The following is a 21,250-nucleotide window of genomic DNA, read 5'->3' as shown; positions in this document are numbered from 1 at the left end:
CATGCAAACGTCCACCCTACATTTCCGCAGCTTCCTGCTCCTGCTGGTCGCCGTCTCGATCGCCTTCCTCAGCATCCTGCTGCCCTTCTACCCGGCCATATTCTGGGGCGGGGTACTGGCCGTGATCTTCGGCCCCCTGCACCGGCGGCTGCGGGCGCTGGTGGGCGAGCGCCGCAACCTGGCGGCCTTCCTGATGGTGCTGATCATCATCCTGATCGTCATCCTGCCCATGACCTTCATCGCCGGCGCGCTCGCCAACGAGGCGGCGGGCCTGTACAACCGGATCAACAGCGGCCAACTCAATCTGGGCGGCTACTACGAACAGATCGTCACCGCCCTGCCGGCTTGGGTGCATGGCTGGCTGGACTCCTGGGGCGTGGGCGACCTGCTCAGCATCCGCGAGAAACTGTCCGCCGGCGCGCTGCAGGGCAGCCAATTCCTGGCCAAGCAGGCCGTCAGCCTCGGCCAGAACACCTTCCAGTTCCTGATCGGCCTGGGCGTCATGATGTATCTGCTGTTCTTCCTGCTGCGCGACGGCCATGCGCTGGTCCCGCGCATCAAGAGCCTGATCCCGCTGTCGGACGCCCATCGGCGCCACCTGTTCCAGAAATTCACGACCGTGGTCCGGGCAACGATCAAGGGCAATATCGTCATCGCCATCACCCAGGGATTCCTGGGCGGCGTCATGTTCGCCTTCCTCGGCATCCAGGGCGCCCTGTTCTGGGGGGTGTTGATGGCGTTCCTGTCGCTGTTGCCCGCCGTCGGGGCTTCGCTGATCTGGGCGCCCGTCGCCATTTATTTCATGGTGACCGGCGCCTATGGCGAGGGCATCATCCTCATCCTGTTCGGCGTGCTGGTCATCGGCCTGATCGACAACCTGCTGCGCCCTATCCTGGTGGGCAAGGATACCAAGATGCCCGACTACGTCGTGCTCATTTCGACCCTGGGCGGGCTGGCGGTGTTCGGCCTGAACGGCTTCGTCATCGGCCCGCTGTTCGCTGCCCTGTTCATCGCCTGCTGGGATCTGTTCCCCGATGCGGTATCGCTCAACGCCCGCGCGACACGGGACGAATCGGCGGCCCCGCCGCCGGTCAAGCCGGCGGGATCGCCGGCCGCGCCGCCCCCAAAATGACCGGGCGCACGGCCCGCGCCGTGCCCCCATCCAAGCCGCCACATTCCATGTATAATGCTTGGCTTTGGTGGGCGGCTGACGATAGCCGATGCCGCCATCGCCGGTGTAGCTCAGTTGGTAGAGCAGCTCATTCGTAATGAGAAGGTCGAGGGTTCGACTCCTTTCACCGGCACCAGTCACCACGCCCCGCACCACAGCGGCAGCCCGCCGCACCAGCACACCGCCGCATGCCGGCAATCAGAAAAAACAACACCATAGCGCGCCGTCCAACGATTCGGATGACAAATGTATTCGCCCAGAGTACTATTGCGGTCATCGAAGGGATGCGTCTTGCATGTCTTCGTTATTGATGCCGTTGTCACCTGCAATGGGTGCCTTTGGGTTCGTCGGAGAGTCGAGCCCAATGTCCGGATATGATCTTCACGATATTCGGCCTGCCGCATCGTTGTCCACCTCCAAAACGTAGCCGCCTCCGTATGCGTCCGTCCTCTGGATCCGCATCCGGTGGGCGGGTTCAGTGACCGCTTCGACCCGAAGCGCTCAACGGAGATGAAATCCTATGAAGATCAAGCAACTGGCCCTGTATGCCGTCGCCGCCGGCGGACTCGCCATTTCCCTGCCCACCTTGGCGCAGTCCACGGCCACGGGTTCGATGGACGTCCAGATCGTCATCACGGCCAACTGCACGGTGTCCGGCTCGACCAATACCCTGGACTTCGGCAGCAACGCCTCGACCGCCTCCAATGCGACGGCCAGCAACGGCGGATTCTCGGTCACCTGCTCGAACATGACACCCTACAAGATCGGCCTGAAGTCCAATTCGAGCGGCGCCGGCGATGATGGCGCCGGCGTGATGGCCTCGACGGCACCCGGCGTCACGCAGACCATCGGCTACCAGTTGTACCAGGATACCGGCATGGCCACGGTGTGGGGCAACAGCACCACCGGCACCATCAACACCAAGGCGGCCACCGGCACGGGCTCGGCCCAGGCCTACACTGTGTATGGCAAAACGACAACATCGCTGAACGTCCCCGCAGCGACTTACACCGATACCGTCGCCATTAATGTGTACTATTGAGGTTTTCACGAGCTGAGGACTGACCCATGGGGATAGCCCATTTGGCCAGATGGGCGGTTGGCGCCGTCCTTGTCGCATGGGGCGCAATCCAGGGCACGGCCCTGGCTGCGGGTCTGCAGATCTCGCCGATCAGCATCACCATGCCGGCGGATAAAAAGGCGGACGAGGTCTGGCTGCGAAATTCCAGCGCCGAGGTCGTGCATGCCCAGGTGCGGGTCTATCGATGGTCCCAGGCCGACGGCGAGGACGTCCTGTCCCCGGAGCAAAACATGGTCGCCAGTCCGCCCATGGTCCAGATCGAGCCCGGCCAGCAGCAACTGGTTCGCCTGGTGCGTGTTGGACCGCTCGGCGGCCCGGCCGCCGAGGAACGCTCCTATCGGCTGCTGATCGACGAGCTCCCCGTCGACCGGACGACCTCCAAGGCAGGACTGAATTTTGTCTTCCGTTACTCGGTACCCGTATTCATCAGCGGCACCGCGCCCGCCAAGCCCGTCCTGGACTGGTCGCTACGACAGGACGGCGGCCAGGTCTGGCTGCGAATCGCCAACTCGGGGACCAGCCATGCGCAATTGGCCAATATCGAATTCACGCCTTCGGGGGGGAAAACGATCATGGCGGTCAACGGCCTGGCGGGCTATGCGCTGCCGGGCCAGTATCGCAGCCTCCGGCTGGATCTGCCGGCCGGCACATTTGCGCGGGGCGGGGTTTTCTCCAGCTTGATCAATGCCGCCAAGGTTGAAACGCCCGTCCAGCCGATTGGCAAGACTCCTTAGCCAGAGCATCCTCACGGGGCTGGCCATGGGAGGCGCTATCGCGACTTCCGCCCAGCCCGCCGACATCCCGCCGGCCGGAACCGGCCAGGATATGGCGCGCGGCGAAAACGGCAGCACCGTCTTTTTATCCGTCACGCTCAACGGCAGCGCGGGCCACGACTTGGTTCCATTCGTCGAGCGCGGCCAGGCGCTCTACCTGCCGCGGGAAAGCGCCCTGCAGCTGAAATTCAGCACCGCCTTCCTGGACACCGTATCCGAAGACACGCCCCTGGCCGACTACCCCGGCGTCAGCTACGACTATCACCGTGATCTGCAAAGCATCGACATCACGGCGCCGCTCTCCAACCTCACGCTGGACACGACCGTGCTGGGAACACCGTCCAACCCCATCACGCATGCGGCGGCCTCGCCGGGCATGCTGCTCAACTACGACCTGTATTCCTCGTACACCAACAGGGACGATCTGAGCCTCAGCGGATTCACCGAATGGCGAGGCTTCGGCGACCTCGGCCTCGTCAGCAGCTCGCATTTGTTCCAGGGCCTGCGCAGCGGCGGTCAGCCAAACTGGGAATACACCGCGGTGCGCATGGACACCGTCCTCGAGCATTCCCTGCAGGACGAGCAGATCACTTTCCGCCTGGGCGACACCTTGACCAACGGCACCGCCTGGAGCCGCAGGACGCGCATCGGCGGGTTCCAGGTCTCGCGCAATTTCTCCTTGCAGCCCTATCGGACCACCGCGCCGCTGCCGGCCTACTTCGGATCGGCGACACTGCCGACCTCGGTGGAGCTCTACATCAACGGCATCCAGCAGTACACCGGCCAAGTGCCTGCCGGCCCCTTCGAACTCAACGCCCTGCCCACGGTCAGCGGCGCCGGCAATGCCCAGGTGGTCCTGACGGACGCGCTGGGCCGGCGCACGTCCGTCGACTTCCCCTTCTACAATTCCAGCAGGCTGCTGCGCGAGGGGCTGTCGGACTGGTCGTTCGAAACCGGCTACGTCCGCACCGATTACGGCTATCGTTCGTTCGGCTACGACAGCCGTCCCATGGCGTCCGGCACCCTGCGCTATGGATTCACGAACGTCCTCACGGGCGAATCGCACCTGGAGGGCGGCCAGGGGATTGTCTCGGGCGGCGTCGGCGCGGTCATGAACATCGGGACGATGGGCACCGTATCAGGCTCCTGGGCGCAAAGCCGCAACGAGGGCACCCGCGGCGGGCAATACACGATCGGCTACGAACTGCAGCATGGGTTCGTCGGCCTGGGCGCCAACCTGCAGCGCGCCGACGCCGGCTATCGCGACGTCGCCAGCGCCTTGGGGGGCACGCCGGTGTTGCGCAGCGACAGCGCCTATATCGGCTTCAACGTCGGCGTGCTGGGCAGCATCTCGATGAACTATGCCTACCTGCAGCAAGCTGAGCAGCCGCGCTACCGCTACGGCGGCCTGTCCTGGTCGCGCAATTTCGCTCGCGGAGCGGCGCTCAGCCTCAGCGCGAACCAGAACCTGGACGATCGCAGCGACCGGTCTGTCTATCTGACGCTGACCATCAACCTGGACGGCGGCCTGTCGACCTACGGCTCGGCCGCCCAGTCGAAAGAGACGAGAACCTATTCGGCGGGCGCCCGGTACACGGCCCGCGCCGATACCGACTGGAGCTGGAACGTCCAGGGACAGAACTCGGAATCCCGAGGGATGAGCGCCAGCGCCCAAGCCAACCGAAGCTTCCAGGTCATGGACCTCAACCTGGGCGTCAACAGCGCGGGCAATGACCAGAACGCCTATGCGGGCGCCTCCGGCTCCGTCGTGCTCATGGGGGGGAACCTGTTCGCCTCGCGCAGGCTGTCGGACGGGTTCGCCCTGGTGTCCACCAGCGGAGTGCCAGGCGTGCCCGTCAAGAGCGAAAACCGCCCGGTGGGCGTGACCGACGGCGGCGGCCGGCTGCTGGTGCCCCGCCTGCGGTCCTATCAGCATAACAAGATCTCGATCGATCCCCTGGGCCTGCCCGTCGACGTTCGCATCGACACCATCAGCAAGGATGCCGTTCCCCGCCACGGATCGGGCCTGAACGTCGAATTCCGGATCGAACGCGTGCAGGCCGCGACCGTGATCCTGCAAAACAGCGCCGGCCAGTTCATTCCCATGGGCGCCCAGGCCACCCTGAACGATGCGCCGCAGTCCACCAGTTGGGTCGGCTACGACGGCCGCCTCTACCTCGAGGGCCTGCAGGCCCAGAACCACCTGACCATCCAGGACGGGGACACACAATGCGCGCTGCGGTTTCCCTATGTCTATGCGCCCGGCACCTTGCCGGAGATCGGCCCGCTGGTTTGCACGCCATGAACGCGCAAGCACCCCTTCCCCACACAACAGCGGACCCGCCCATGGCGTCCCGACACAGCTCATCATCGACATGAAAACCTTGATCTCCCTCTTGCGCGCGGGCCTGCTGGCCGCCGTGTTGACCGCGCTGCTCCCGGCCACGGCCGCGGCGGCAAGCTGCAACGCCTACTCGGGCAATCTAGTGTTCGGCACCGTCACCCTGTTGAGCGGCGGCGTCAAGGACAGCAGCGCCGTCATCAACTACGGATGCAGCGCGAACCCCGGCGAACGCGTGCTGCTGTGCTTCAGCATGGGGGCGGACCCGGGCACGGGCCTGTACGCGCCGCGCCGCCTCAGCAGTTCCGGCAAGTACATGGCGTTCAACCTGTACACGAATGCCAGCCGCTCGACCGTCTGGGGCAGCACGGATTCGGCAGGCGGCGCTTATCCGCCGGTCGCGCTGGCCATGGACTTCGGCGCCGGCGAATACTACAAGACGGGTTCATTGACGGTGTACGGCCGCATCAACCCCGCCGGACAGACGGGGCTGCCGGCCGGCTATTACGATACGAACGCCATCGGCGGATGGCCCATGGCGCTCAGCTACAAAATCATCCCGACATCCGCGCCCATCGACTGCGCCACCGGCGGATTGGCCAAAAACAGCGCCACGTTCTACATCCAGGCCATCGTCGTGAGCGAATGCCGGATCGACTCGTCGACCACCATGGATTTCGGGACGGTATTCATGAGCCTGACCCAGAACGTCGACAGCACCTCGACAATCACGGTGACCTGCAACGGCGGCCAGTCGGGCAATGGCTACCACGTGCGGCTGGGCGATGGCCTGTACGCCAGCGGCCAGCAGCGCCGGATGCGGGGTTCCATGGGCTACCTGAATTACGAACTGTACCGCGACCCCCAGCGCACCAGCCGCTGGGGCAATAGCGACTATCTGGGGGTCGCCGGGACCGGCAACGGCCAGCCGCAGGCGCTGACCGTCTACGGCCGGGTGCCGGCACAGACACCGCCCGGGCCGGACCGCTATTCCGATACCGTCGTCATCACCCTGAGCTATTGAACCCGGACGTGGATTTTCCGCAACCGCGCGCCCGGCCCCCGATGCTATAGTGAGCACATATGCACTGCCACGGATTCCAACGGAACGCAAGGCGCCTGTCCCAGGCCGCCGCACTCATCGCCGCGCTGGCCGCGGCGACGGCTTCTGCCAGCCCTTCGTTCGAGGCACGCATCACCATCCGGTCGCAATGCAGCATCCATCCCTTGTTCGGGGCGGCGGCTGCCACCGGTGACGCTGCCGTGATCTGCCAGCCGGGCGTGACGCCATACCAGTCGCTGGACATTCCGCTAGACGGCGACACCGGGCCCTTGGCCACCTCCGACATCCTCTCGATAGCCAATGGCGGGCAGGCCCAGGCCACGTTCTGGCTGCGCCAGGCCATCGCGATTCCCCCGCCCTTTTCCAACACCACCGCCAAGAGCAAGCTCCTCTACATCATTTTCTGAACGGCCGGCACGCATGCGCCAGAATCCGTGCGACCGCGGTGGCTCTTTCCTGGAGACCGCAACATGTCCTCCGGCATCTCGCTGCATCAACGCGTACAGGGCGCCCTGATCGGCGCCTTCGTGGGCGATGCGCTCGCCCTTGGCCCCCACTGGTACTACGACCTCGTCGCGCTGCGCGCCGACTACGGCGCCTGGATCACCGACTACACCGACCCGCGCCCCGGGCGCTACCATGCCGGATTGAAGGCGGGCCAGTCGTCCCAGGCGGGCTACCTGCTAGAGCTCACGCTGCGGTCCCTCGTCGAGCGTGGCAGCTACGACGAGGCCGATTTCTGTGACCGGATGGACACGGACCTGTTCCCACGGATCGACGGCACGCCGCAGTCGGGACCGGGGGGCTATACCAGCCAGTCCATACGCGAAGCCTGGCGCTTGCGCACACGCGAGGGCCTGCCCTGGGGCCGGGTGGGCGGCCTGGCCGACAACACCGAGGCCGCCGAGCGCACGCTCGCGATCGCCGTGCGCTACGCGCTGCAACCCGGCGCGCTGGCCGTTCACGTGGGCGCGAACACCGCGCTAACGCAGGTCGATCCCACCGTGGCCGCGATGACGGTCGCCTACGCCTGCGTGCTGGGTCTGCTGGTGCGCGGCGAGGCCCTGGACGAGCAGACCTCGGGGGTGCTGCTGGACCTGGTCCGCGCGGGAACCCTGCCCTTCCACACGGTGACCTCGCCTGGGGAAAACATCCCGTCCCCGGGGCCCGAGGCGCCCCGCCAGGCCGGCCAGTTCGCCTCGCCCGACGCCCTGCTCACCGCATCCAATATCGCCCGCGCCGCCCAGGATCCCGACATCCGCATCGAGCCGCCCTGGAAGGTTTCCCTGGTCTACGGCATGCCCTGCGCCGTTTATCACCAGTTTCCCGCTGCGTACTATCTGGCGGCCTGCTTCCAGGATGATTTCGAGTCCGCCGTGCTGCACGCGGTCAACGGCGGCGGCCAGAACCAGGCGCGCGCCATGCTGACCGGCGCGCTGTGCGGCGCGATCGGCGGCCTGGCGGCCATTCCGGACCGGTTCATCGAGGGCCTGGAGTCCGGCCGCGAACGCCTGGCCCTGGCCGCGCGTCTGGCGCAGCAAATGGACTCGGAAGCGGAAGCCGGCACCGCGACCGCACGCTGACGCATGCCGAGGGGTTCTGGTCCGCACCTGCCCGCTAGCGCACGGGCAGGAAATTGAAGAACAACAGGCCCTGCAGATAGTTGATGCCCACGCGGCGCAGGTTCTCGTCCAGCAGTTCCGCCACCAGGTCGAGCCGGCCGATCAGCCGGCCGAATTCGCGCTCGAAGCTCAGGTTGGTCCCGCCCTCGCCGATCTCGTTGGACAGCAATAACGGCCGGCCCCGCGGATCGCGACGGCTGGCCAGCATCCAGGCGGCGATCTCGACGTTGCGCGCAGCGTTGAAGATCCGCTGTCCATCGAGGGCATCGGTGGCATAGAAACGCACCTTGCCGCCATGCGCGGCAATCAGCATGTCCGCCAGGCCCAGGACGTAGGCCGCCACCCGATCACCGCCATATTCCGGGTCCATCGCCACCGACAGCACCTCGATGTCCCGCAGACCCTGCAGATCGGCGGGCACCGCGCCGGCCTGGATGGCCGTGCGCCCCTGCTCGACGGCTGCCTGCAGGTCGACAAAGCCGCCCTTGCGCCATTCGGCTGGATTGCGGCGATAGAGCTTCTCGAGCAAGCGCTCCAGGCTGTCGAGATTATCGCGCATCGCCATGGTCACGGTCCGGTTGAAATCCGTCTGTCCCAATTGGTCGAACGACATGGACTCGCCCTGGGGGCCGCCGTGCGGTCCGGGCGTGCTCGTGCATGCCGACGCGCCCAAGGCCAGGGCGAGTGCCAGGCCCCGCAGGCGCCGCATCAGTACTGCTGCTCCGGATCAACGATTCCCGAAATCGGCTCGCCGCGCCCGTAGGCCCGGATCTTGGCCGAGATCTGGCGCACCGTCTGCCCCATGAGGCTCAAGCCGGCGATGTGCGGCGTGACCTGTACGCGCGGATCTGCCCAGAAGGGGTGCTGCGCGGGCAGCGGCTCGTCGACGAAAACGTCCAGGGCCGCCCCCCTGAGCAAGCCCTCGTCCAACGCGCCCAGCAAGTCCGCCTCGACCAGATGGCGGCCGCGCGCGATGTTGATGAGGTAGCCGTCTGGCCGCATGCGCTGGAAAGTCGTGCGACAAAGAATGCCTTCGGTCTGCGCCGTCAGCGGCAGGACGTTGATCAGCACGCGGGTGCGGGCGAGGAATGCGGGCAGGCCGGCATCCCCGCCGAACACCTCGATCCCGTCGAGCGCACGGCCGGAGCGCGACCATACCGCAACCGGGTACTCCAGGGCCGCCACCGCCCGGGCCACGCGCGCGCCCATCACCCCCGCGCCCATCACGCCCACCGGCCAATCCTCGCGCGCCATATCCCCCAGCGACTGCCAGCGGCGCTGGGCCTGGAGCTGCGCGTACCGGTCGAAGTCGCGTGAGACCCGCAGCAGGAAATGCACCGCGTATTCGGCCATCTGCACCGCCATGCCGCCGTCCTCGAGGCGTACGATCAGCACGTGTTCCGGCCGGCCCGGCATGCGCAGCAAGGCATCCACGCCCGCCCCCAGGTTGAACAGGATCCTGAGCCGCGGTTCGCGCTGGAACAGGTCCGCCGGCGGATTCCAGACCACCGCCACCTCGGCGTCGCCCTCGGGCGCGCCGTCGCCCCAGGCACGCACCCGATCCTGCGGCAAGGCGTCCTGAAAGGCCCGCACCCAGTCCCCCGGATGCCTCTCAATCCGGGATGCAAACACGACCTCCATCGAATGCTCCTTTCCAGCGTAACGGATCGCCACAATTGAACGCGCGGCCACGAGCCTGGCGAGTTCGCGCGGTGCTAATATGAACCGAAAAAAACATCAATATACCCGACCGCCTCCGGGAGGACTGCATGATCCGGCTCGACCACGCAATGCTCGTGCGGAGGGTGTCCGATCTCACCCGCCGCATCGCCGCGCGCACCTTTCCCTGGACCGAGTACCATCCCGGCCTGCATGGCGGCCGGCTCGGCAACCTGGTGTTGTTTGCGGGCGAATGGCTGCGCGGCCCGGCAGCCGTCGGCGCCGTCTGTTCCAGCTCACGCTGGTTGGCGCGCGAGATCGCCCGCCATGTCCCGGCCGGCGGGGGCCTGGTGGTCGAATTGGGCGCCGGCACGGGCATCGTGACCCAGGCCTTGCTCGAACGCGGCATCTCGCCGGGCCGCCTGATCGCCATCGAACGATCCGAGGCCTTCGTCGCACACCTGCGGCGCCGCTTTCCCGGCATCACCGTCATTTGCGGGGACGCCGCGCAGCTCGATGGCCTGATCCCCGAGGGCCTGCGCATCGATGCCCTGGTCTCGAGCCTGCCGCTGCGGTCGCTGCCGCTGCCCGAGCGCCGCCGGATCCTCGATCAATGGGACCGCGCGCTGGATGCGGATAGCATGCTGATTCAGTTCACCTACGATATCCGGCCACAGACCCGCACCTGTTCCTGCGACCAGGCCTTCGAGGTGCGCAACAGCCGTATCGTCTGGGCCAACCTGCCGCCGGCGCGCGTGCTGCTGGCGCGGCGCGCAGGCCGGCGGCGCCCGCCTCCATGAGCCTCCCGGTCAGGAGGCGCACGAAGAATCGCCCGACCAGGGGGCAAAGGCATCCGCCACCGCGTCCCGGCCACCCGGGCAGTGTCGCAGCACCAGCGCCAGCAGCACCCGAGCCTTGCGGCCGTCGAGGCAGCCCGAAACCAACAAGCCGCGGCGCTGCAGGTCGATCTCGCTGCCGGGAAACCCATAGGTGCCTGTCAGCGTATCGCCCACACCGATGCGCGAGGCGAGGATCACCGGCATGGCGCGGGCTGCTTCTTCGAGGCTTTCCGCCATGCCCAAGGAGACATGGCCCCCGCCGGTGGCTTCCACGACCAGGCCATCGAATCCACCCGCTGCGAGCAGTGCGCGCACCTGTTCACCATTGTCGCCCAAGCCGGCGGCCACCAGCGCCACCTGCGCCGGCCGGCCCTCGCCGGCGAGAGCAAGCCCCGGCATGCGTGGCGGACGCAGCGCCAGGCGAAAGCGGCCCTCGGCCACCCAGCCGATACGCCCACTGGCCGGCGACGCAAAGGCATCGGTGCGGCTGGTGTGCATCTTGCGCACGAACCGCGCCGCATGCACCTCATCGTTCATGACGACCAGGCACCCCAGCCCGCGGGCCGCATCGCTGATCGCGACCTGAACCGAGGCCAGCACATTGGCCGGCCCGTCGGCCCCCGCCACGGTGGGATTGCGCATTGCGCCGGTGACGACGACCGGGCTGTCGATATCGAGCAAGCGATCGAGCGCGAACGCGGTTTCCTCGATCGTGTCGGTGCCCTGGGTGATGACGAAGCCCCGCGGGCCGGCCGCATCGAGCTCGGCGATGGTCTGCGCGAGCGCCTCGATGTCTTCGAACTGCAGTTGGGCGCTGGGCAATTGACGGAACGAGCGTGCCTCGATCGCGGCGATCCGCTTGAGCTGCGGCACGGCGGCAACGAGCGCGTCGCCTGAGAGCGTGGGCACAACCCCGCCTCGATCGCTCTCGGTCATCGCAATGGTGCCGCCGAGGGAAAGAATGATGACTGAAGGCAAATTCATGAAAACCTCTGTAGATCCCGCTAATGAAAGACGTGCTCGATCGAGTTCACACAATCGACCAACAGCCGGGTGACCTGTTTTTGCCGGCTGTCCATCATGCGCTCGCCGATGGACGCCACAAAGACCGATGCCACCGGCGCACGGCCGCGGTCGTGCACGGTACGGCCGATAGCCGTCACGTCAAGGGCCGCGTTGCCGGCGTCGATTGCGATGCCGCCGCGGCCACGCGTGTCGTCTATGGCTTTCAGTATGCGTTCCGGCGTGATCTGATAGGCCTGCAGGCGGGGCTGCACGGCTTCGAGCACCAGGCGAATTTCGGCATCGCGCATGGATGCCAGAATCGCGAGCCCGCCGGCTCCGACCCCCAGAGGGTGGCGATCGCCTTCGGTCCGCGTCATGGTCTGGATCGGGTAATTGCCCGCTATCCGGCTGAGGCAGATCGATTCGTGCCCGCTGCGCCCGACGAGAAAGACCATGTCGCCCGTCGCCTGCGCGAGGGTATGCAGATACGGCTGCGAGACCTCGCGCAGATTGGTTCCCGGCAGCGCCACCAGGCCCAGCTCGTAGATCAGCGGCCCGAGCCGGTAGCCGCGAACCGGATCACGCACCGCCAGGCGTTCCAGCACCAGCCGCTGCAACAATCGTTGGGCCGTCGATTTGTCGAGCGAAGCCATCTTGGCGATGTCCACCAGACGCAGGCTCTGGTTGTGGCTCGAGGCAATGATCCTCAGCAGCAGCGCGGCGCGCCCGACCGTCTTGGCGGGCGACTGCGCGGCGGATTTGGAAGCAGGCGGCATGATGTCAATGGAGCAATTCACGGAACGAGTAGCAGGCGGGCGCCAGGCGGGAGGCTTCCCCGCACGGAAAGCCGCTCATCGTGGCCGCATAGTAGTCGGACTGTCATGGAACCACAATTCGGCATTTTGCCAAGGCATTGCTCGCCAAGTCAGAACAGCAGATCACGCAGCCACAGTGTGGATTGCGGGATGTAGGTCACGATCGCAAGCGACACCAGCATCAGCAGCAAGAACGGCATCACCGCCTTGAGCGTTTCCTTGTAGCTGAGCTTGAATGTCGCCATACCGACGAACAGGTTCATGCCGAACGGCGGACTGATCATCCCGATCGCGAGGTTCATGGCGACGACGGCACCCAGGTGGATAGGATCGATCCCCACCTGCAAGGCCGCCGGCATGACCAAGGGCGTCAGGATGATGATGGCCGAGTTCACATCGACCAGCATCCCGGCAAACAGGAATATCAGGTTGATCACCAGAAGCACCGTCACCGCGCTGTCGAAGACACCGATGTTCGCGACCAGCTGCGGCACCTGCTGGAGCGTCAGGTACCAGGTCAGCAAAGAGCCGCCGACGATCAGGATCATCACCATCGCGATCACTTTCGACGACGAGCGCGCGATCGAAACCAGGGCCGCCCAGTTCAGGCGTTTGTAGACGTAGATTTCGACGAGCACCGCGTAACCGACCGACACCGCGGCCGCCTCGGTGACCGTCGTGATCCCCCCATAGATCCCGCCCAATATGATCAGGGGAAACAGGATCGCCAGTGATGCGCGCCGCGCTGCCGCCACCAACCCCTCGAGACTGAATTTCTGGTCGTTGCCCAGGCCGCGCACGCGGACATAGACCAGCGTGAAGGCGATCAGAATGATGGCGAAGACGATGCCTGCGGCAAGCCCCGTCAGGAAGGTCTGCGCGATCGACTGGTTGGCCTGCAGCCCATATAGGATGATGGCGACGCTGGGCGGGATGAGCATCGATAAAGTAGCGCCGGACAAAATGAGCCCCAAAGCGAAGCCCCGGCTGTACCCGCGCTTCAAGAGCACGGGATACGCGATCGGGCCGATGCTGACGATCGCGGCCACGCCGACTCCTGAAATGGCGCCAAAAAGCATCATGGTCATGATCGTCGCAATCGCCATTCCGCCCGGAATATGGCCAATGGCGGCTTCCATCAGGGCAACGAGCCTGTCTGCGATTTCACCGCCCGCGATGATGTCGGCCGCGAACATGAACAAGGGTACGGCCAGCAAGGCGGGAATTGAAACGCCATTGATCGCGTGCTGCACGACCGCCACGGGCGGCATGCTCATGTCGAACCAGGTCAGGCCGGCGATCGCCGGCAGCAACAGGGATATGAATATCGGCAGTGACATCAGCAGCAATATCACGACCGCGAGAATTACGCCTGGGAGAGCCATCTTGTGTTCCTTTTCGCTATACGTCCGCCGTCATTCTTCTGACGGATCATCCTGCTCTTGAATGCCCGGATAGCTCTCCGGCTTGCCCATGATCACGCCCCAGCCCAGCACCAGCGCATTGCACAGCATCAGAAGCATGGCAACCGTGACAAACGCGTAGATGTATCCTTGCGAGATCCCGAGGGTCGCCACCTTGCCCCCCCGCATGAACAGCTGGTAGGCCAGCTGGGCCCCGTGCCAGACGAAGAAACAGCTGATGACGGCCGCCGTGACCGCCGTCAAGAGGCCGATCAGGCGGAGGAGGCCCTGCCGGTTGCGCACCATCCGCAAGAAGAAGTCGACACTGACGTGGCCGTACTTCAGGATGATCACGGCCGAACCGATGAACGTGATCCAGATCATGAAGTAGACGGCGAGCGTCTCTGTGCCGATGAACGACTGGCGGACCACGTTCCTGGCGAACACATTCACGAGCATGAGCCCGCTCAAAGCCAGCAGGGCGAGAGCCGCAGTCAGCTCCGCTATATTGTTAATGCGTTTCATGATGACGACTCTCCCCCGTCAAACCCCTACTTGACGCCCATTTTCTTGAACTCGTCCTCGAACTTGGCCGCCAGTTCCGCGCCCTTCGGCCCGACCATGTCGACGTAGTAGTTCTTGACGGCGGGTTCCAGGACATCCTTGATCGCGGCGACTTCCTCGGGCGTGAGGTCCACGATGGTGGTCCCGGCGGCCTTGATCTTGACCAGGTCTTCCTGGATCAATTTCTCGTTCACCTCGAATGTCGTCTTCCCGCCTTCCGCCACCGCGGCCCGGATCTCGGAATGGCAGGCCTCCGGCAGCTTGTCCCAGAAGACCTTCGAAATGGCGAACACCTGATCCAGGATCCCGTGGTTCGTCATCGTGATGTATTTCTGCACCTCGTAGAACTTCATGTTGTATATGAGCGGGATCGGGTTGTCCTGGCCGCCGATGGTGCCGCTTTGCAATGCGGAATACGTATCGCCGAAATTCATCGACACATTCTGCATGCCCAGCAGCTCGTTCTGCTTGTGCAGGACCTTGGACGGCATCACCCGCACGATCAGCCCCTTGAAATCGGCCGGCGTGCGCAAGGCCTTGTTGGAAGTCCAGTTCTTGTAGCCGGTATGCCAGACACCGGGCACGATGAAGCCATGGGGCTCGGGCACCTTCAGCAGATCGGCCATGGCCTCGCTTTCATAGACTTTCAGCAGTTCATGGGGATCCGAGGGCCAGAAATACGGAAGGTCCAGTATGCCCATCAACGGCTCGTAGGGCACCAGGTTCGCGGCCGGTGCAATCATCACCTCGACGCCGCCCAGTTGGACCTGCTCCCAGATCGACTCGCTTCCGCCCAACTGGTCGGAGGGGAAGACCTGGACCTTGATGTCGCAGGTCTTGCTTTTGTTCAGGATGTCGGCGACGACGTTCGCCCCCTGGTCGCGCGGGTCGCCCGGCGCGGCGGAGTGCGAAATCTTCATGGTGTATTTTGCCGCGTACGCCGCCGGGGCGAACGCAAGCATGCCAGCCAGGCACGTGGCCAGCCCGGTCTTGATGAATTGATGCATGGCGATCTCCAAAGCCAAAGGATTGCTTGACTACAGGGTTACTCTCGTTCGTCCTTCAGGCGGTTCGGTTGACGTGAGGCACCGACCATTCTTCGACCTTCTTCGGCTCGAGGACGGGGTCGCCGAGGAAGGGTGTGGACAGGCAATACAGCCCGGAGTGTGTCGCCACCCAGATCAGGCGTCGGTCCCACTCGATGAAGACGGCCTCGGTCGTGCCGCGGCGCCAGCTCATGTAGTCCGAGATCTCGCCGTCGCGCGGCGGGACGAAGTACGCCACTTCCTTGGGCGCAGTGGGTTCCGAGATGTCATACAGGCGGATGCCCGCATTCAGGTACGACATGGCGACCAGGTTGGGCTGGGCCTTTCCGGGGGCGATCCAATGCTGCATCACCCGTGAACTGAACCGCCCGCGCGCCATTGCAAAGTCCTTGTAGGGCGCGTCGGGATGAGGCATGGGCCGGGGAAAGAGCCCGATGATCCGGGGGTTCGCCGGATCCTTGGCGTCGATGACGTACGGCAGGTGAAAGGGCTCGCGACAATCGGCCTCGAGCGCTTCCGGCAGCGCGATGACCAGGTTCTGCAGTTGAGGGTGCTCTGTGGCGGATGCCCCCACGACAGGCACGACGTGGTGATACGGAATGCCGCCAATGGCTTCCAGCGGATGCGCCGTCTTCCCGTACACCTTCGGGTTCTTAATGTCGGACAGGTCGTGCACATAGAAGCCGAAATGCCCCCAGCCGCCATAGCCCACCGTGCCCCCGTCCTCGACCCGCTTGGGAACGATGCAGGGCGTGCGATTGCAGGTCCAGGAACATTGGTCGCCGGCAAACGGGTAGGTGCTGCGATACAGTTCTTCTTCCTCGAGCCGCTGGCCCGGGACCCACCAGCGCGAGACTTCCTTGACGGCGGCGGGGTCGGACATGTCGACGATCATGAGCCCGTGGCTATTGACCCGCTCGGAACTCTCCATCCGCAACTGATCGTCCCAGCCGCAGGCGAGATAGGCGTACTTGCCCCCGTCATAGAAGGACAGGTGTACCCCGTTGCCGGTGTCCCCCGTCGCAAACTCGTTCAGCAGCACCGGCTTTTCCGGATTGGTGACGTCATAGGTCTTGATGCCGCGAAAGCCGGCATACGATGCCGCCTGCTTGCGGTACTCGGGGTGATATTTGCCACGGGGGTATTCGACGGTGCCTGGTGTCAGCGGAATCTGGTGGGCGACGATGCGTATCCATTTCTTCAGGCGTTCGTTGTATATGCAGCTCTGGAACGGCGCCAGGCCGTCTTCCTCGATCACCGTGGGCGCCTTGGGTTCCGTGATGTCGATCCAGCCACCCTGGAAGGCGAGCATGCGCCGCCGGCCTTCCGTCCATAGGCATGCGTGCTCGTCTCCGAAGAAGTCGACCTTGATCGACGGGTAGAACCCGATGACCTCCATGGACGAGATGTATTGATTGCGGTCGAGATAGTCCAGCGCACCGGCGGGCAGCCGCATGGGCACGGTGCCTCCCTCCTGCATGACGCCGTGGATGGCGGGGTTCACCGATGAGTTCTTGTCGTGCTCAGTGGACATGTCGTGCTCCTCCAATGATGATGAATGCGACTTCAGTTCTGTTGCGCCTGCGAGCGATACCATTCGAGCATCTCGGCGCCCGTCATCGGGACGACGCCCTCATGCCCGAGGATGTAGTCCAGGAGCTGCTCCAGATACTTGATGCGGTGCGGCACCCCGGTCAGGAAGGGATGGATCGAGATGGACATCACGCGGACCGAGTCGGCGCTTTCCTGGTATAGACGGTCGAACTGGTCCTTGCCACGGCGCCAGATCTCGTCTGAAGGCTGGAGTTGGACGGCGCTGATCACGACGTCATTGATCTCGACCGGGTATGGCAGCGCGGTCATGGTTCCGGTGCGGGTGTGGACCGGCACCGGCTGATCATCCAGAACCCAGTTGGCCACGTACTCGATGCCCGCCTCGGCAAGCAGGTCGACTGTTTCGTCGGTTTCGGTCAGGCCCGGGCTCTCCCAGCCGCGCGGCGCCTCGCCGGTGAATGCCTGGATGGCCTCGATCGTCTTCCGTATGGCCTCGCCTTCATCTTCCACCGTATGCATCGGCGCCTGCACGTAGCCGTGTCCCATGAACTCCCAGCCTGCATCGCGGGCGGCTTCACAGGCCTCTGGATAGACGGTGCAGGCACTGCCGTTGACGGCAAGCGAAGCCTTCAGATCGCGGCTGCGCAGTGCGTCGAGATAGCGCCAGAAGCCGACGCGCATGCCGTATTCATGCCAGGCCCAGTTCGGAACATCGGGCAGCATGGGCTGGCCCATGGGCGGCGGAAGGACCACACGCGGCATCGGTCTTTCCGGGCGCCAGTTCTCGATGTTGACGATGACCCACAGGATGATTTTTCCGCCGTTCGGCAGATGCAGTTTTTTTCTCTTGTGTATCGGCTCATAAGGAACACGTGTCCGGACACTGCTTCCCGCCTTCGACATCTCACTTCTCCATCAATAAAAACCCGCGAGCCAGGGAAACGGCTCAGCGGTGTCATATGCGAATCATCCTAGGGTCCGGCTTCTGCAGTGTCAATCAACAGATCGAATTTATCTCATTTAATGAGAATATTAGGGATAATCCCCTATGCATATTCTATAAGAGCGTTATCCTGTTTCATCACTGATTATGAAGGGATATATTGTCGAATAAGTACTGTTCACCGCGTTGAATTCTTCCCTGCGCTGCAGGGGCCCCATTTTAAAGTATCATTTAATGAGAATTTTGGATTGCGTTTGAAATAGGTGCGGACTATCATGGCGTCCGATCCCCACGTCGGGGAATCCGGGAAGATCGTCGATGCCAAGAAGCGCCATAGCAGGTGGACTGGCGATTGGGGCGCTGGTGCTCCTCGCCTTCAATCTGCGCCTCATTTTTCCGAGCCTGTCCGTTCTCTTGCCGGAAATCACCAGGACGACCGGGATCTCCGCGGCAACGGCCGGGTACGTGACGGCACTGCCCATGATCTGTCTGGGCGTGTTCGCACCGATCGCACCGCTGTGCGTGCATCGCTTCGGCGTCGAACGCACCCTGGTCGTCGCCTTGCTGGGCCTGGCCGCCGGCACGGCGCTGCGGGGCTTCCACGGCCTGCATGGGCTGGTGCTGGGCTCCCTGTTGGCCGGCGCCTGCATCGCGGTCTGCAATGTATTGCTGCCGGTCCTGGTCCGGCGCGATTTCAGCGGCCGGGTTGCACTCGTCACGGCGCTCTACGTGACGGCGATGAACCTGGGATCGGCCGCGGCGGCGGCACTGACGATCCCCCTGGTTCGCGCGCTGGATCTCGCCTGGAGCAGCGGTCTCGCGCTATGGGCGCTGCCCGTCGCCCTGGCCGGCGCCCTCTGGCTGCCGCGGTTCAAGAGGCTGCCGGATCGCCGCGCTGGGACGTATGCCTGCGGCGATGTCTGGAGGAACCGGCTGGCCTGGCAAGTCACCCTCTACATGGGCCTTCAATCATCGATGGCTTATACGGTCCTGGGCTGGATGGCGCCGATCCTGCGTGAGCGCGGCATGGATCCGACAACCGCGGGCCTGGCAACCTCGGCCTGCATCATCGCGAACCTGGCGGGCAATCTATTGGCGCCCGCCGTGATCAAGCGGGCGCCTGACCAGCGGCTGCTGAGCCTGGTCCTGGCACTGGCTTGCGGCATACCGCTGATCGGCCTGCTGATCGCTCCGGTAGCCTGGGTGTTCCCGCTCTCGCTGGTCCAGGGGCTCGCCCAGGGCGCGACGTTTTCGACCGCCTTGACGATCATCGTGCTGCGTTCGCCCAATACCGAGACCGCCACGCTGCTTTCGGGCATGGCCCAGAGCGCCGGCTACACGATCGGCGCCCTCGCCCCTTTGCTCATCGGCCTGATCCACCACTGGTCCGGCAGCTTCATCGGCGTACTGTGGCTGCTCGTGTTCGTGACCCTGGGCACGGCACTGTCCGGATGGTCCGCGGGGCGAAACCGGTATGTGGTGCTTCCCGGTGGATCTTCGCCGGCGGCCTCAACCCCGCATTGAACCCGTCCGCCCGACGTATCGTGGCCGGCAAACAAAACACTAGCGGATCAGGCCCGCCGCCCTGGGCAGCCACAGCGACATCTCGGGCAGGAAGGTGATCAGGGCCAGCACCACCGCCATCACGGCGATCGGCCATCCGGCCTTGCGCCAGACCCGCACCGGAGGCCGCTCGGCCACGTTGGCGGCGACCAGCAGACAGATGCCATAGGGCGGCGTCACCGTCCCGATCGCGCAATTGAACACCACCACCAGCGCGAAATGAATGGGGTCGATCCCGAAACTGGCGGCGATCGGCAGGAGCACGGGCGCGACGATCAGGATGGCGGCGATCGTCTCCATGAACATCCCGATCAGCAAGAACAGGCCGTTGACGAACAGCAGGAAGACCAGCGGGCTGCTCGATACGCTGCGCAGCCATGCGGCGAGCATGTCGGGCACGTTGGCGTTGGCCACCAGCCACGAGAACACCGTCGCCGTCCCGATGATCAGCATCACGGCGGCCGACAGCGAGGCCGAGCGCAGCACGATTTGCGGCAAGTCCGCCAGGCGCAATTCCCGGTAGATGAACATGCTGATCAGCACGCCATAGAAACCGGCCACCGCCGCCGCCTCGGTGGGCGTGAAGATGCCGCCGATGATGCCGCCGACGATCACCACCGGCATGCCGAAGGCCGGCAGCGCGACGTACGTGCTGCGCGCCAGCTCCCGCAGCGAGAACGGCTTGGATTCCCGGTATTGCGGTCCGCCCTTGCGCGCGTACACGTAGGACACGCCGATCAGCAGGCCGATGCACAGCAGCCCGGGCACCACGCCGGACAGGAACAATGCGCCGATCGACATATTGCCGATGATGGCGATGACCACCATGGTCAGGCTGGGCGGGATGATCTGCGCCATCGATCCCGCGCAGGCGATGATGGCGGCCGAGAAATCCACGTTGTAGCCGCGCGACTTGAGCTGCGGCTGCATGATGGACGAGACCGCCGCCACGTCGGCCGAACCCGACCCGGAAATGGCCGCCAGGCCCGCCGAGGTCACGCAGGCCACGTGCAGCAGGCTGCCCGTCACCCAGCCGATCAGCGCCGAGGAAAAGGCCACGATGCGGCGCGATATGCCGCCCGCGTCCATGACGACGCCGGCGAAGATGAAAAACGGAATGGCCATCAAAGTGAACGAATTCAGCCCCGCGAACACGCGCTGGCTGACCAGCGTGACCGGCACGTCCGTGGTGATCACCAGCGTCAGCAGCGCCGAGGCGCCCAGCACGAACACCAGCGGCACGCCCAGCGCCAGGAACAGCAGGAAGCAGACCAGGATCACGATCATGACGCGTCCTCCGCCTGCGCGTCGATCTGGGCGAAGGGCTCGTCCCAGCGCCGCGCGACCGACACGACCAGTTCCAGCGCGATGTAGAACGCGCCCAGGGGCAGGCAGCCGTAGACCGCCCACAAAGGCACGCCCATGGCGGGCGACACCTGGTGCACGCCCAGGCGGATCAGCGGGATGCTGCCGTAGGCCATGGCCGCGAGGAACCCCATCGTCACGCAGGCGACCAGCACACTGGCGATGCGGGCATAGCGCAAGGACAGCATGGCAGGCAGAAAGTCGATGGCCATGTGCTGGTTGCGCGCCATCGCGACCCCCGCGCCCAGCAACACCAGCCAGACCTGGCAATAGGTGGACAGCTCGGTGGCCCAGGCCGTGGTGTAGTCCATCAGATAGCGGCTGCCGACCTGCAGCAGCACCGCGCCCATCATGACGCAGAACAATACGATCACGATGCCCGACATGAGCCGCCTGAGCCCATCGATGCACCACCAGCAAATTCCGGAATACTGTCGCATGGC

The 21,250-nt window shown here is 64.8% G+C and carries 20 protein-coding genes and 1 tRNA gene; 10 read left to right on the top strand and 11 right to left on the bottom strand.

The annotated features are described in order from the left end of the window. Position 1: 1 nt before the first annotated feature. From OOZ48_RS11210 to OOZ48_RS11175, 8 genes are all read left to right on the top strand, one after another. Positions 2-1,132: an AI-2E family transporter gene (locus OOZ48_RS11210; RefSeq protein WP_269498326.1), complete on the top strand. Its 1,131-nt coding sequence runs from the start codon at positions 2-4 to the stop codon at positions 1,130-1,132. Positions 1,133-1,231: 99 nt separating this feature from the next. Next, positions 1,232-1,307: transfer RNA gene (locus OOZ48_RS11205), tRNA-Thr, on the top strand. A 384-nt stretch (positions 1,308-1,691) separates the two neighbouring features. Further along, positions 1,692-2,213, top strand: coding sequence for a Csu type fimbrial protein (locus OOZ48_RS11200; protein ID WP_269498325.1), 522 nt, complete (start codon positions 1,692-1,694; stop codon positions 2,211-2,213). A 26-nt stretch (positions 2,214-2,239) separates the two neighbouring features. Beyond that, positions 2,240-2,986, top strand: coding sequence for a fimbrial biogenesis chaperone (locus OOZ48_RS11195; RefSeq protein WP_269498323.1), 747 nt, complete (start codon positions 2,240-2,242; stop codon positions 2,984-2,986). Between the two features lie 25 nt (positions 2,987-3,011). Continuing rightward, complete coding sequence (locus tag OOZ48_RS11190) at positions 3,012-5,330, top strand: fimbria/pilus outer membrane usher protein (RefSeq protein ID WP_269498320.1); 2,319 nt, start codon at positions 3,012-3,014, stop codon at positions 5,328-5,330. A gap of 70 nt (positions 5,331-5,400) precedes the next feature. After that, the gene (locus OOZ48_RS11185; RefSeq protein ID WP_269498318.1) at positions 5,401-6,390 is read left to right on the top strand and encodes a Csu type fimbrial protein; all 990 of its coding nucleotides are present in this window, start codon (positions 5,401-5,403) and stop codon (positions 6,388-6,390) included. 59 nt (positions 6,391-6,449) lie between these two features. Beyond that, the gene (locus tag OOZ48_RS11180) at positions 6,450-6,836 is read left to right on the top strand and encodes a hypothetical protein (protein ID WP_269498317.1); all 387 of its coding nucleotides are present in this window, start codon (positions 6,450-6,452) and stop codon (positions 6,834-6,836) included. A 63-nt stretch (positions 6,837-6,899) separates the two neighbouring features. Further along, positions 6,900-8,012: an ADP-ribosylglycohydrolase family protein gene (locus OOZ48_RS11175; RefSeq protein ID WP_269498314.1), complete on the top strand. Its 1,113-nt coding sequence runs from the start codon at positions 6,900-6,902 to the stop codon at positions 8,010-8,012. Between the two features lie 34 nt (positions 8,013-8,046). On the opposite strand, the gene OOZ48_RS11170 is transcribed toward OOZ48_RS11175, so the two are convergent. Then, positions 8,047-8,760, bottom strand: a complete 714-nt coding sequence (locus tag OOZ48_RS11170) for a hypothetical protein (RefSeq protein ID WP_269498312.1) — start codon at positions 8,758-8,760, stop codon at positions 8,047-8,049. Then, positions 8,760-9,692 (bottom strand): 2-hydroxyacid dehydrogenase, encoded by a 933-nt coding sequence (locus OOZ48_RS11165; RefSeq protein ID WP_269498309.1) that lies wholly within the window; start codon positions 9,690-9,692, stop codon positions 8,760-8,762. The genes OOZ48_RS11170 and OOZ48_RS11165 overlap by 1 nt, the downstream gene beginning before the upstream one ends. Positions 9,693-9,820: 128 nt before the next feature. Between OOZ48_RS11165 and OOZ48_RS11160 the strand changes: the two genes are divergently transcribed. Then, complete coding sequence (locus tag OOZ48_RS11160) at positions 9,821-10,510, top strand: class I SAM-dependent methyltransferase (RefSeq protein ID WP_269498307.1); 690 nt, start codon at positions 9,821-9,823, stop codon at positions 10,508-10,510. Between the two features lie 9 nt (positions 10,511-10,519). Here OOZ48_RS11160 and OOZ48_RS11155 read toward each other — a convergent pair whose 3' ends face one another. The 7 genes from OOZ48_RS11155 to OOZ48_RS11125 all read right to left on the bottom strand — a co-directional run bounded on the left by OOZ48_RS11155 (position 10,520) and on the right by OOZ48_RS11125 (position 17,839). Then, the gene (locus OOZ48_RS11155; protein WP_269498305.1) at positions 10,520-11,533 is read right to left on the bottom strand and encodes an asparaginase; all 1,014 of its coding nucleotides are present in this window, start codon (positions 11,531-11,533) and stop codon (positions 10,520-10,522) included. 20 nt (positions 11,534-11,553) lie between these two features. Continuing rightward, positions 11,554-12,330, bottom strand: a complete 777-nt coding sequence (locus OOZ48_RS11150) for an IclR family transcriptional regulator (protein WP_269498304.1) — start codon at positions 12,328-12,330, stop codon at positions 11,554-11,556. A gap of 149 nt (positions 12,331-12,479) precedes the next feature. After that, positions 12,480-13,754, bottom strand: a complete 1,275-nt coding sequence (locus OOZ48_RS11145; RefSeq protein ID WP_269498302.1) for a TRAP transporter large permease — start codon at positions 13,752-13,754, stop codon at positions 12,480-12,482. A gap of 30 nt (positions 13,755-13,784) precedes the next feature. Then, the gene (locus OOZ48_RS11140) at positions 13,785-14,297 is read right to left on the bottom strand and encodes a TRAP transporter small permease (protein WP_269498301.1); all 513 of its coding nucleotides are present in this window, start codon (positions 14,295-14,297) and stop codon (positions 13,785-13,787) included. Positions 14,298-14,323: 26 nt separating this feature from the next. Continuing rightward, positions 14,324-15,343, bottom strand: a complete 1,020-nt coding sequence (locus tag OOZ48_RS11135) for a TRAP transporter substrate-binding protein (protein WP_269498300.1) — start codon at positions 15,341-15,343, stop codon at positions 14,324-14,326. 55 nt (positions 15,344-15,398) lie between these two features. Continuing rightward, positions 15,399-16,916 carry an LVIVD repeat-containing protein gene (locus OOZ48_RS11130; protein ID WP_269498298.1) on the bottom strand — a complete coding sequence of 506 codons (1,518 nt, stop codon included), beginning with the start codon at positions 16,914-16,916 and terminating at the stop codon, positions 15,399-15,401. A 32-nt stretch (positions 16,917-16,948) separates the two neighbouring features. After that, the gene (locus tag OOZ48_RS11125) at positions 16,949-17,839 is read right to left on the bottom strand and encodes a polysaccharide deacetylase family protein (protein ID WP_269498296.1); all 891 of its coding nucleotides are present in this window, start codon (positions 17,837-17,839) and stop codon (positions 16,949-16,951) included. Between the two features lie 358 nt (positions 17,840-18,197). On the opposite strand from OOZ48_RS11125, the gene OOZ48_RS11120 reads away from it, so the two are divergent. Next, on the top strand, positions 18,198-19,403 hold the full coding sequence (locus tag OOZ48_RS11120) for a CynX/NimT family MFS transporter (protein ID WP_269498293.1): 1,206 nt from the start codon (positions 18,198-18,200) through the stop codon (positions 19,401-19,403). Positions 19,404-19,442: 39 nt separating this feature from the next. Here OOZ48_RS11120 and OOZ48_RS11115 read toward each other — a convergent pair whose 3' ends face one another. Further along, positions 19,443-20,729: a TRAP transporter large permease gene (locus OOZ48_RS11115; RefSeq protein ID WP_269498291.1), complete on the bottom strand. Its 1,287-nt coding sequence runs from the start codon at positions 20,727-20,729 to the stop codon at positions 19,443-19,445. After that, on the bottom strand, positions 20,726-21,247 hold the full coding sequence (locus tag OOZ48_RS11110; protein WP_269498289.1) for a TRAP transporter small permease: 522 nt from the start codon (positions 21,245-21,247) through the stop codon (positions 20,726-20,728). Before OOZ48_RS11110 ends, OOZ48_RS11115 begins: the two co-directional genes overlap by 4 nt. Positions 21,248-21,250: the final 3 nt, after the last annotated feature.

Source organism: Castellaniella sp. S9 (assembly GCF_027257175.1).
GTDB lineage: Bacteria > Pseudomonadota > Gammaproteobacteria > Burkholderiales > Burkholderiaceae_B > Castellaniella.
Note: the sequence above shows the minus strand (reverse complement) of the source record. Positions and strands in the feature narration are given on the sequence as shown.

Excerpts from the sequence above, each read along its gene's own strand:
- OOZ48_RS11210 (WP_269498326.1), top strand. The coding sequence starts at position 2 with ATGCAAACGTCCACCCTACATTTCCGCAGCTTCCTGCTCCTGCTGGTC.
- OOZ48_RS11200 (WP_269498325.1), top strand. The coding sequence starts at position 1,692 with ATGAAGATCAAGCAACTGGCCCTGTATGCCGTCGCCGCCGGCGGACTC.
- OOZ48_RS11195 (WP_269498323.1), top strand. The coding sequence starts at position 2,240 with ATGGGGATAGCCCATTTGGCCAGATGGGCGGTTGGCGCCGTCCTTGTC.
- OOZ48_RS11190 (WP_269498320.1), top strand. The coding sequence starts at position 3,012 with ATGGGAGGCGCTATCGCGACTTCCGCCCAGCCCGCCGACATCCCGCCG.
- OOZ48_RS11185 (WP_269498318.1), top strand. The coding sequence starts at position 5,401 with ATGAAAACCTTGATCTCCCTCTTGCGCGCGGGCCTGCTGGCCGCCGTG.
- OOZ48_RS11180 (WP_269498317.1), top strand. The coding sequence starts at position 6,450 with ATGCACTGCCACGGATTCCAACGGAACGCAAGGCGCCTGTCCCAGGCC.
- OOZ48_RS11175 (WP_269498314.1), top strand. The coding sequence starts at position 6,900 with ATGTCCTCCGGCATCTCGCTGCATCAACGCGTACAGGGCGCCCTGATC.
- OOZ48_RS11170 (WP_269498312.1), bottom strand. The coding sequence starts at position 8,760 with ATGCGGCGCCTGCGGGGCCTGGCACTCGCCCTGGCCTTGGGCGCGTCG.
- OOZ48_RS11165 (WP_269498309.1), bottom strand. The coding sequence starts at position 9,692 with ATGGAGGTCGTGTTTGCATCCCGGATTGAGAGGCATCCGGGGGACTGG.
- OOZ48_RS11160 (WP_269498307.1), top strand. The coding sequence starts at position 9,821 with ATGATCCGGCTCGACCACGCAATGCTCGTGCGGAGGGTGTCCGATCTC.
- OOZ48_RS11155 (WP_269498305.1), bottom strand. The coding sequence starts at position 11,533 with ATGAATTTGCCTTCAGTCATCATTCTTTCCCTCGGCGGCACCATTGCG.
- OOZ48_RS11150 (WP_269498304.1), bottom strand. The coding sequence starts at position 12,330 with ATGCCGCCTGCTTCCAAATCCGCCGCGCAGTCGCCCGCCAAGACGGTC.
- OOZ48_RS11145 (WP_269498302.1), bottom strand. The coding sequence starts at position 13,754 with ATGGCTCTCCCAGGCGTAATTCTCGCGGTCGTGATATTGCTGCTGATG.
- OOZ48_RS11140 (WP_269498301.1), bottom strand. The coding sequence starts at position 14,297 with ATGAAACGCATTAACAATATAGCGGAGCTGACTGCGGCTCTCGCCCTG.
- OOZ48_RS11135 (WP_269498300.1), bottom strand. The coding sequence starts at position 15,343 with ATGCATCAATTCATCAAGACCGGGCTGGCCACGTGCCTGGCTGGCATG.
- OOZ48_RS11130 (WP_269498298.1), bottom strand. The coding sequence starts at position 16,916 with ATGTCCACTGAGCACGACAAGAACTCATCGGTGAACCCCGCCATCCAC.
- OOZ48_RS11125 (WP_269498296.1), bottom strand. The coding sequence starts at position 17,839 with ATGTCGAAGGCGGGAAGCAGTGTCCGGACACGTGTTCCTTATGAGCCG.
- OOZ48_RS11120 (WP_269498293.1), top strand. The coding sequence starts at position 18,198 with ATGCCAAGAAGCGCCATAGCAGGTGGACTGGCGATTGGGGCGCTGGTG.
- OOZ48_RS11115 (WP_269498291.1), bottom strand. The coding sequence starts at position 20,729 with ATGATCGTGATCCTGGTCTGCTTCCTGCTGTTCCTGGCGCTGGGCGTG.
- OOZ48_RS11110 (WP_269498289.1), bottom strand. The coding sequence starts at position 21,247 with ATGCGACAGTATTCCGGAATTTGCTGGTGGTGCATCGATGGGCTCAGG.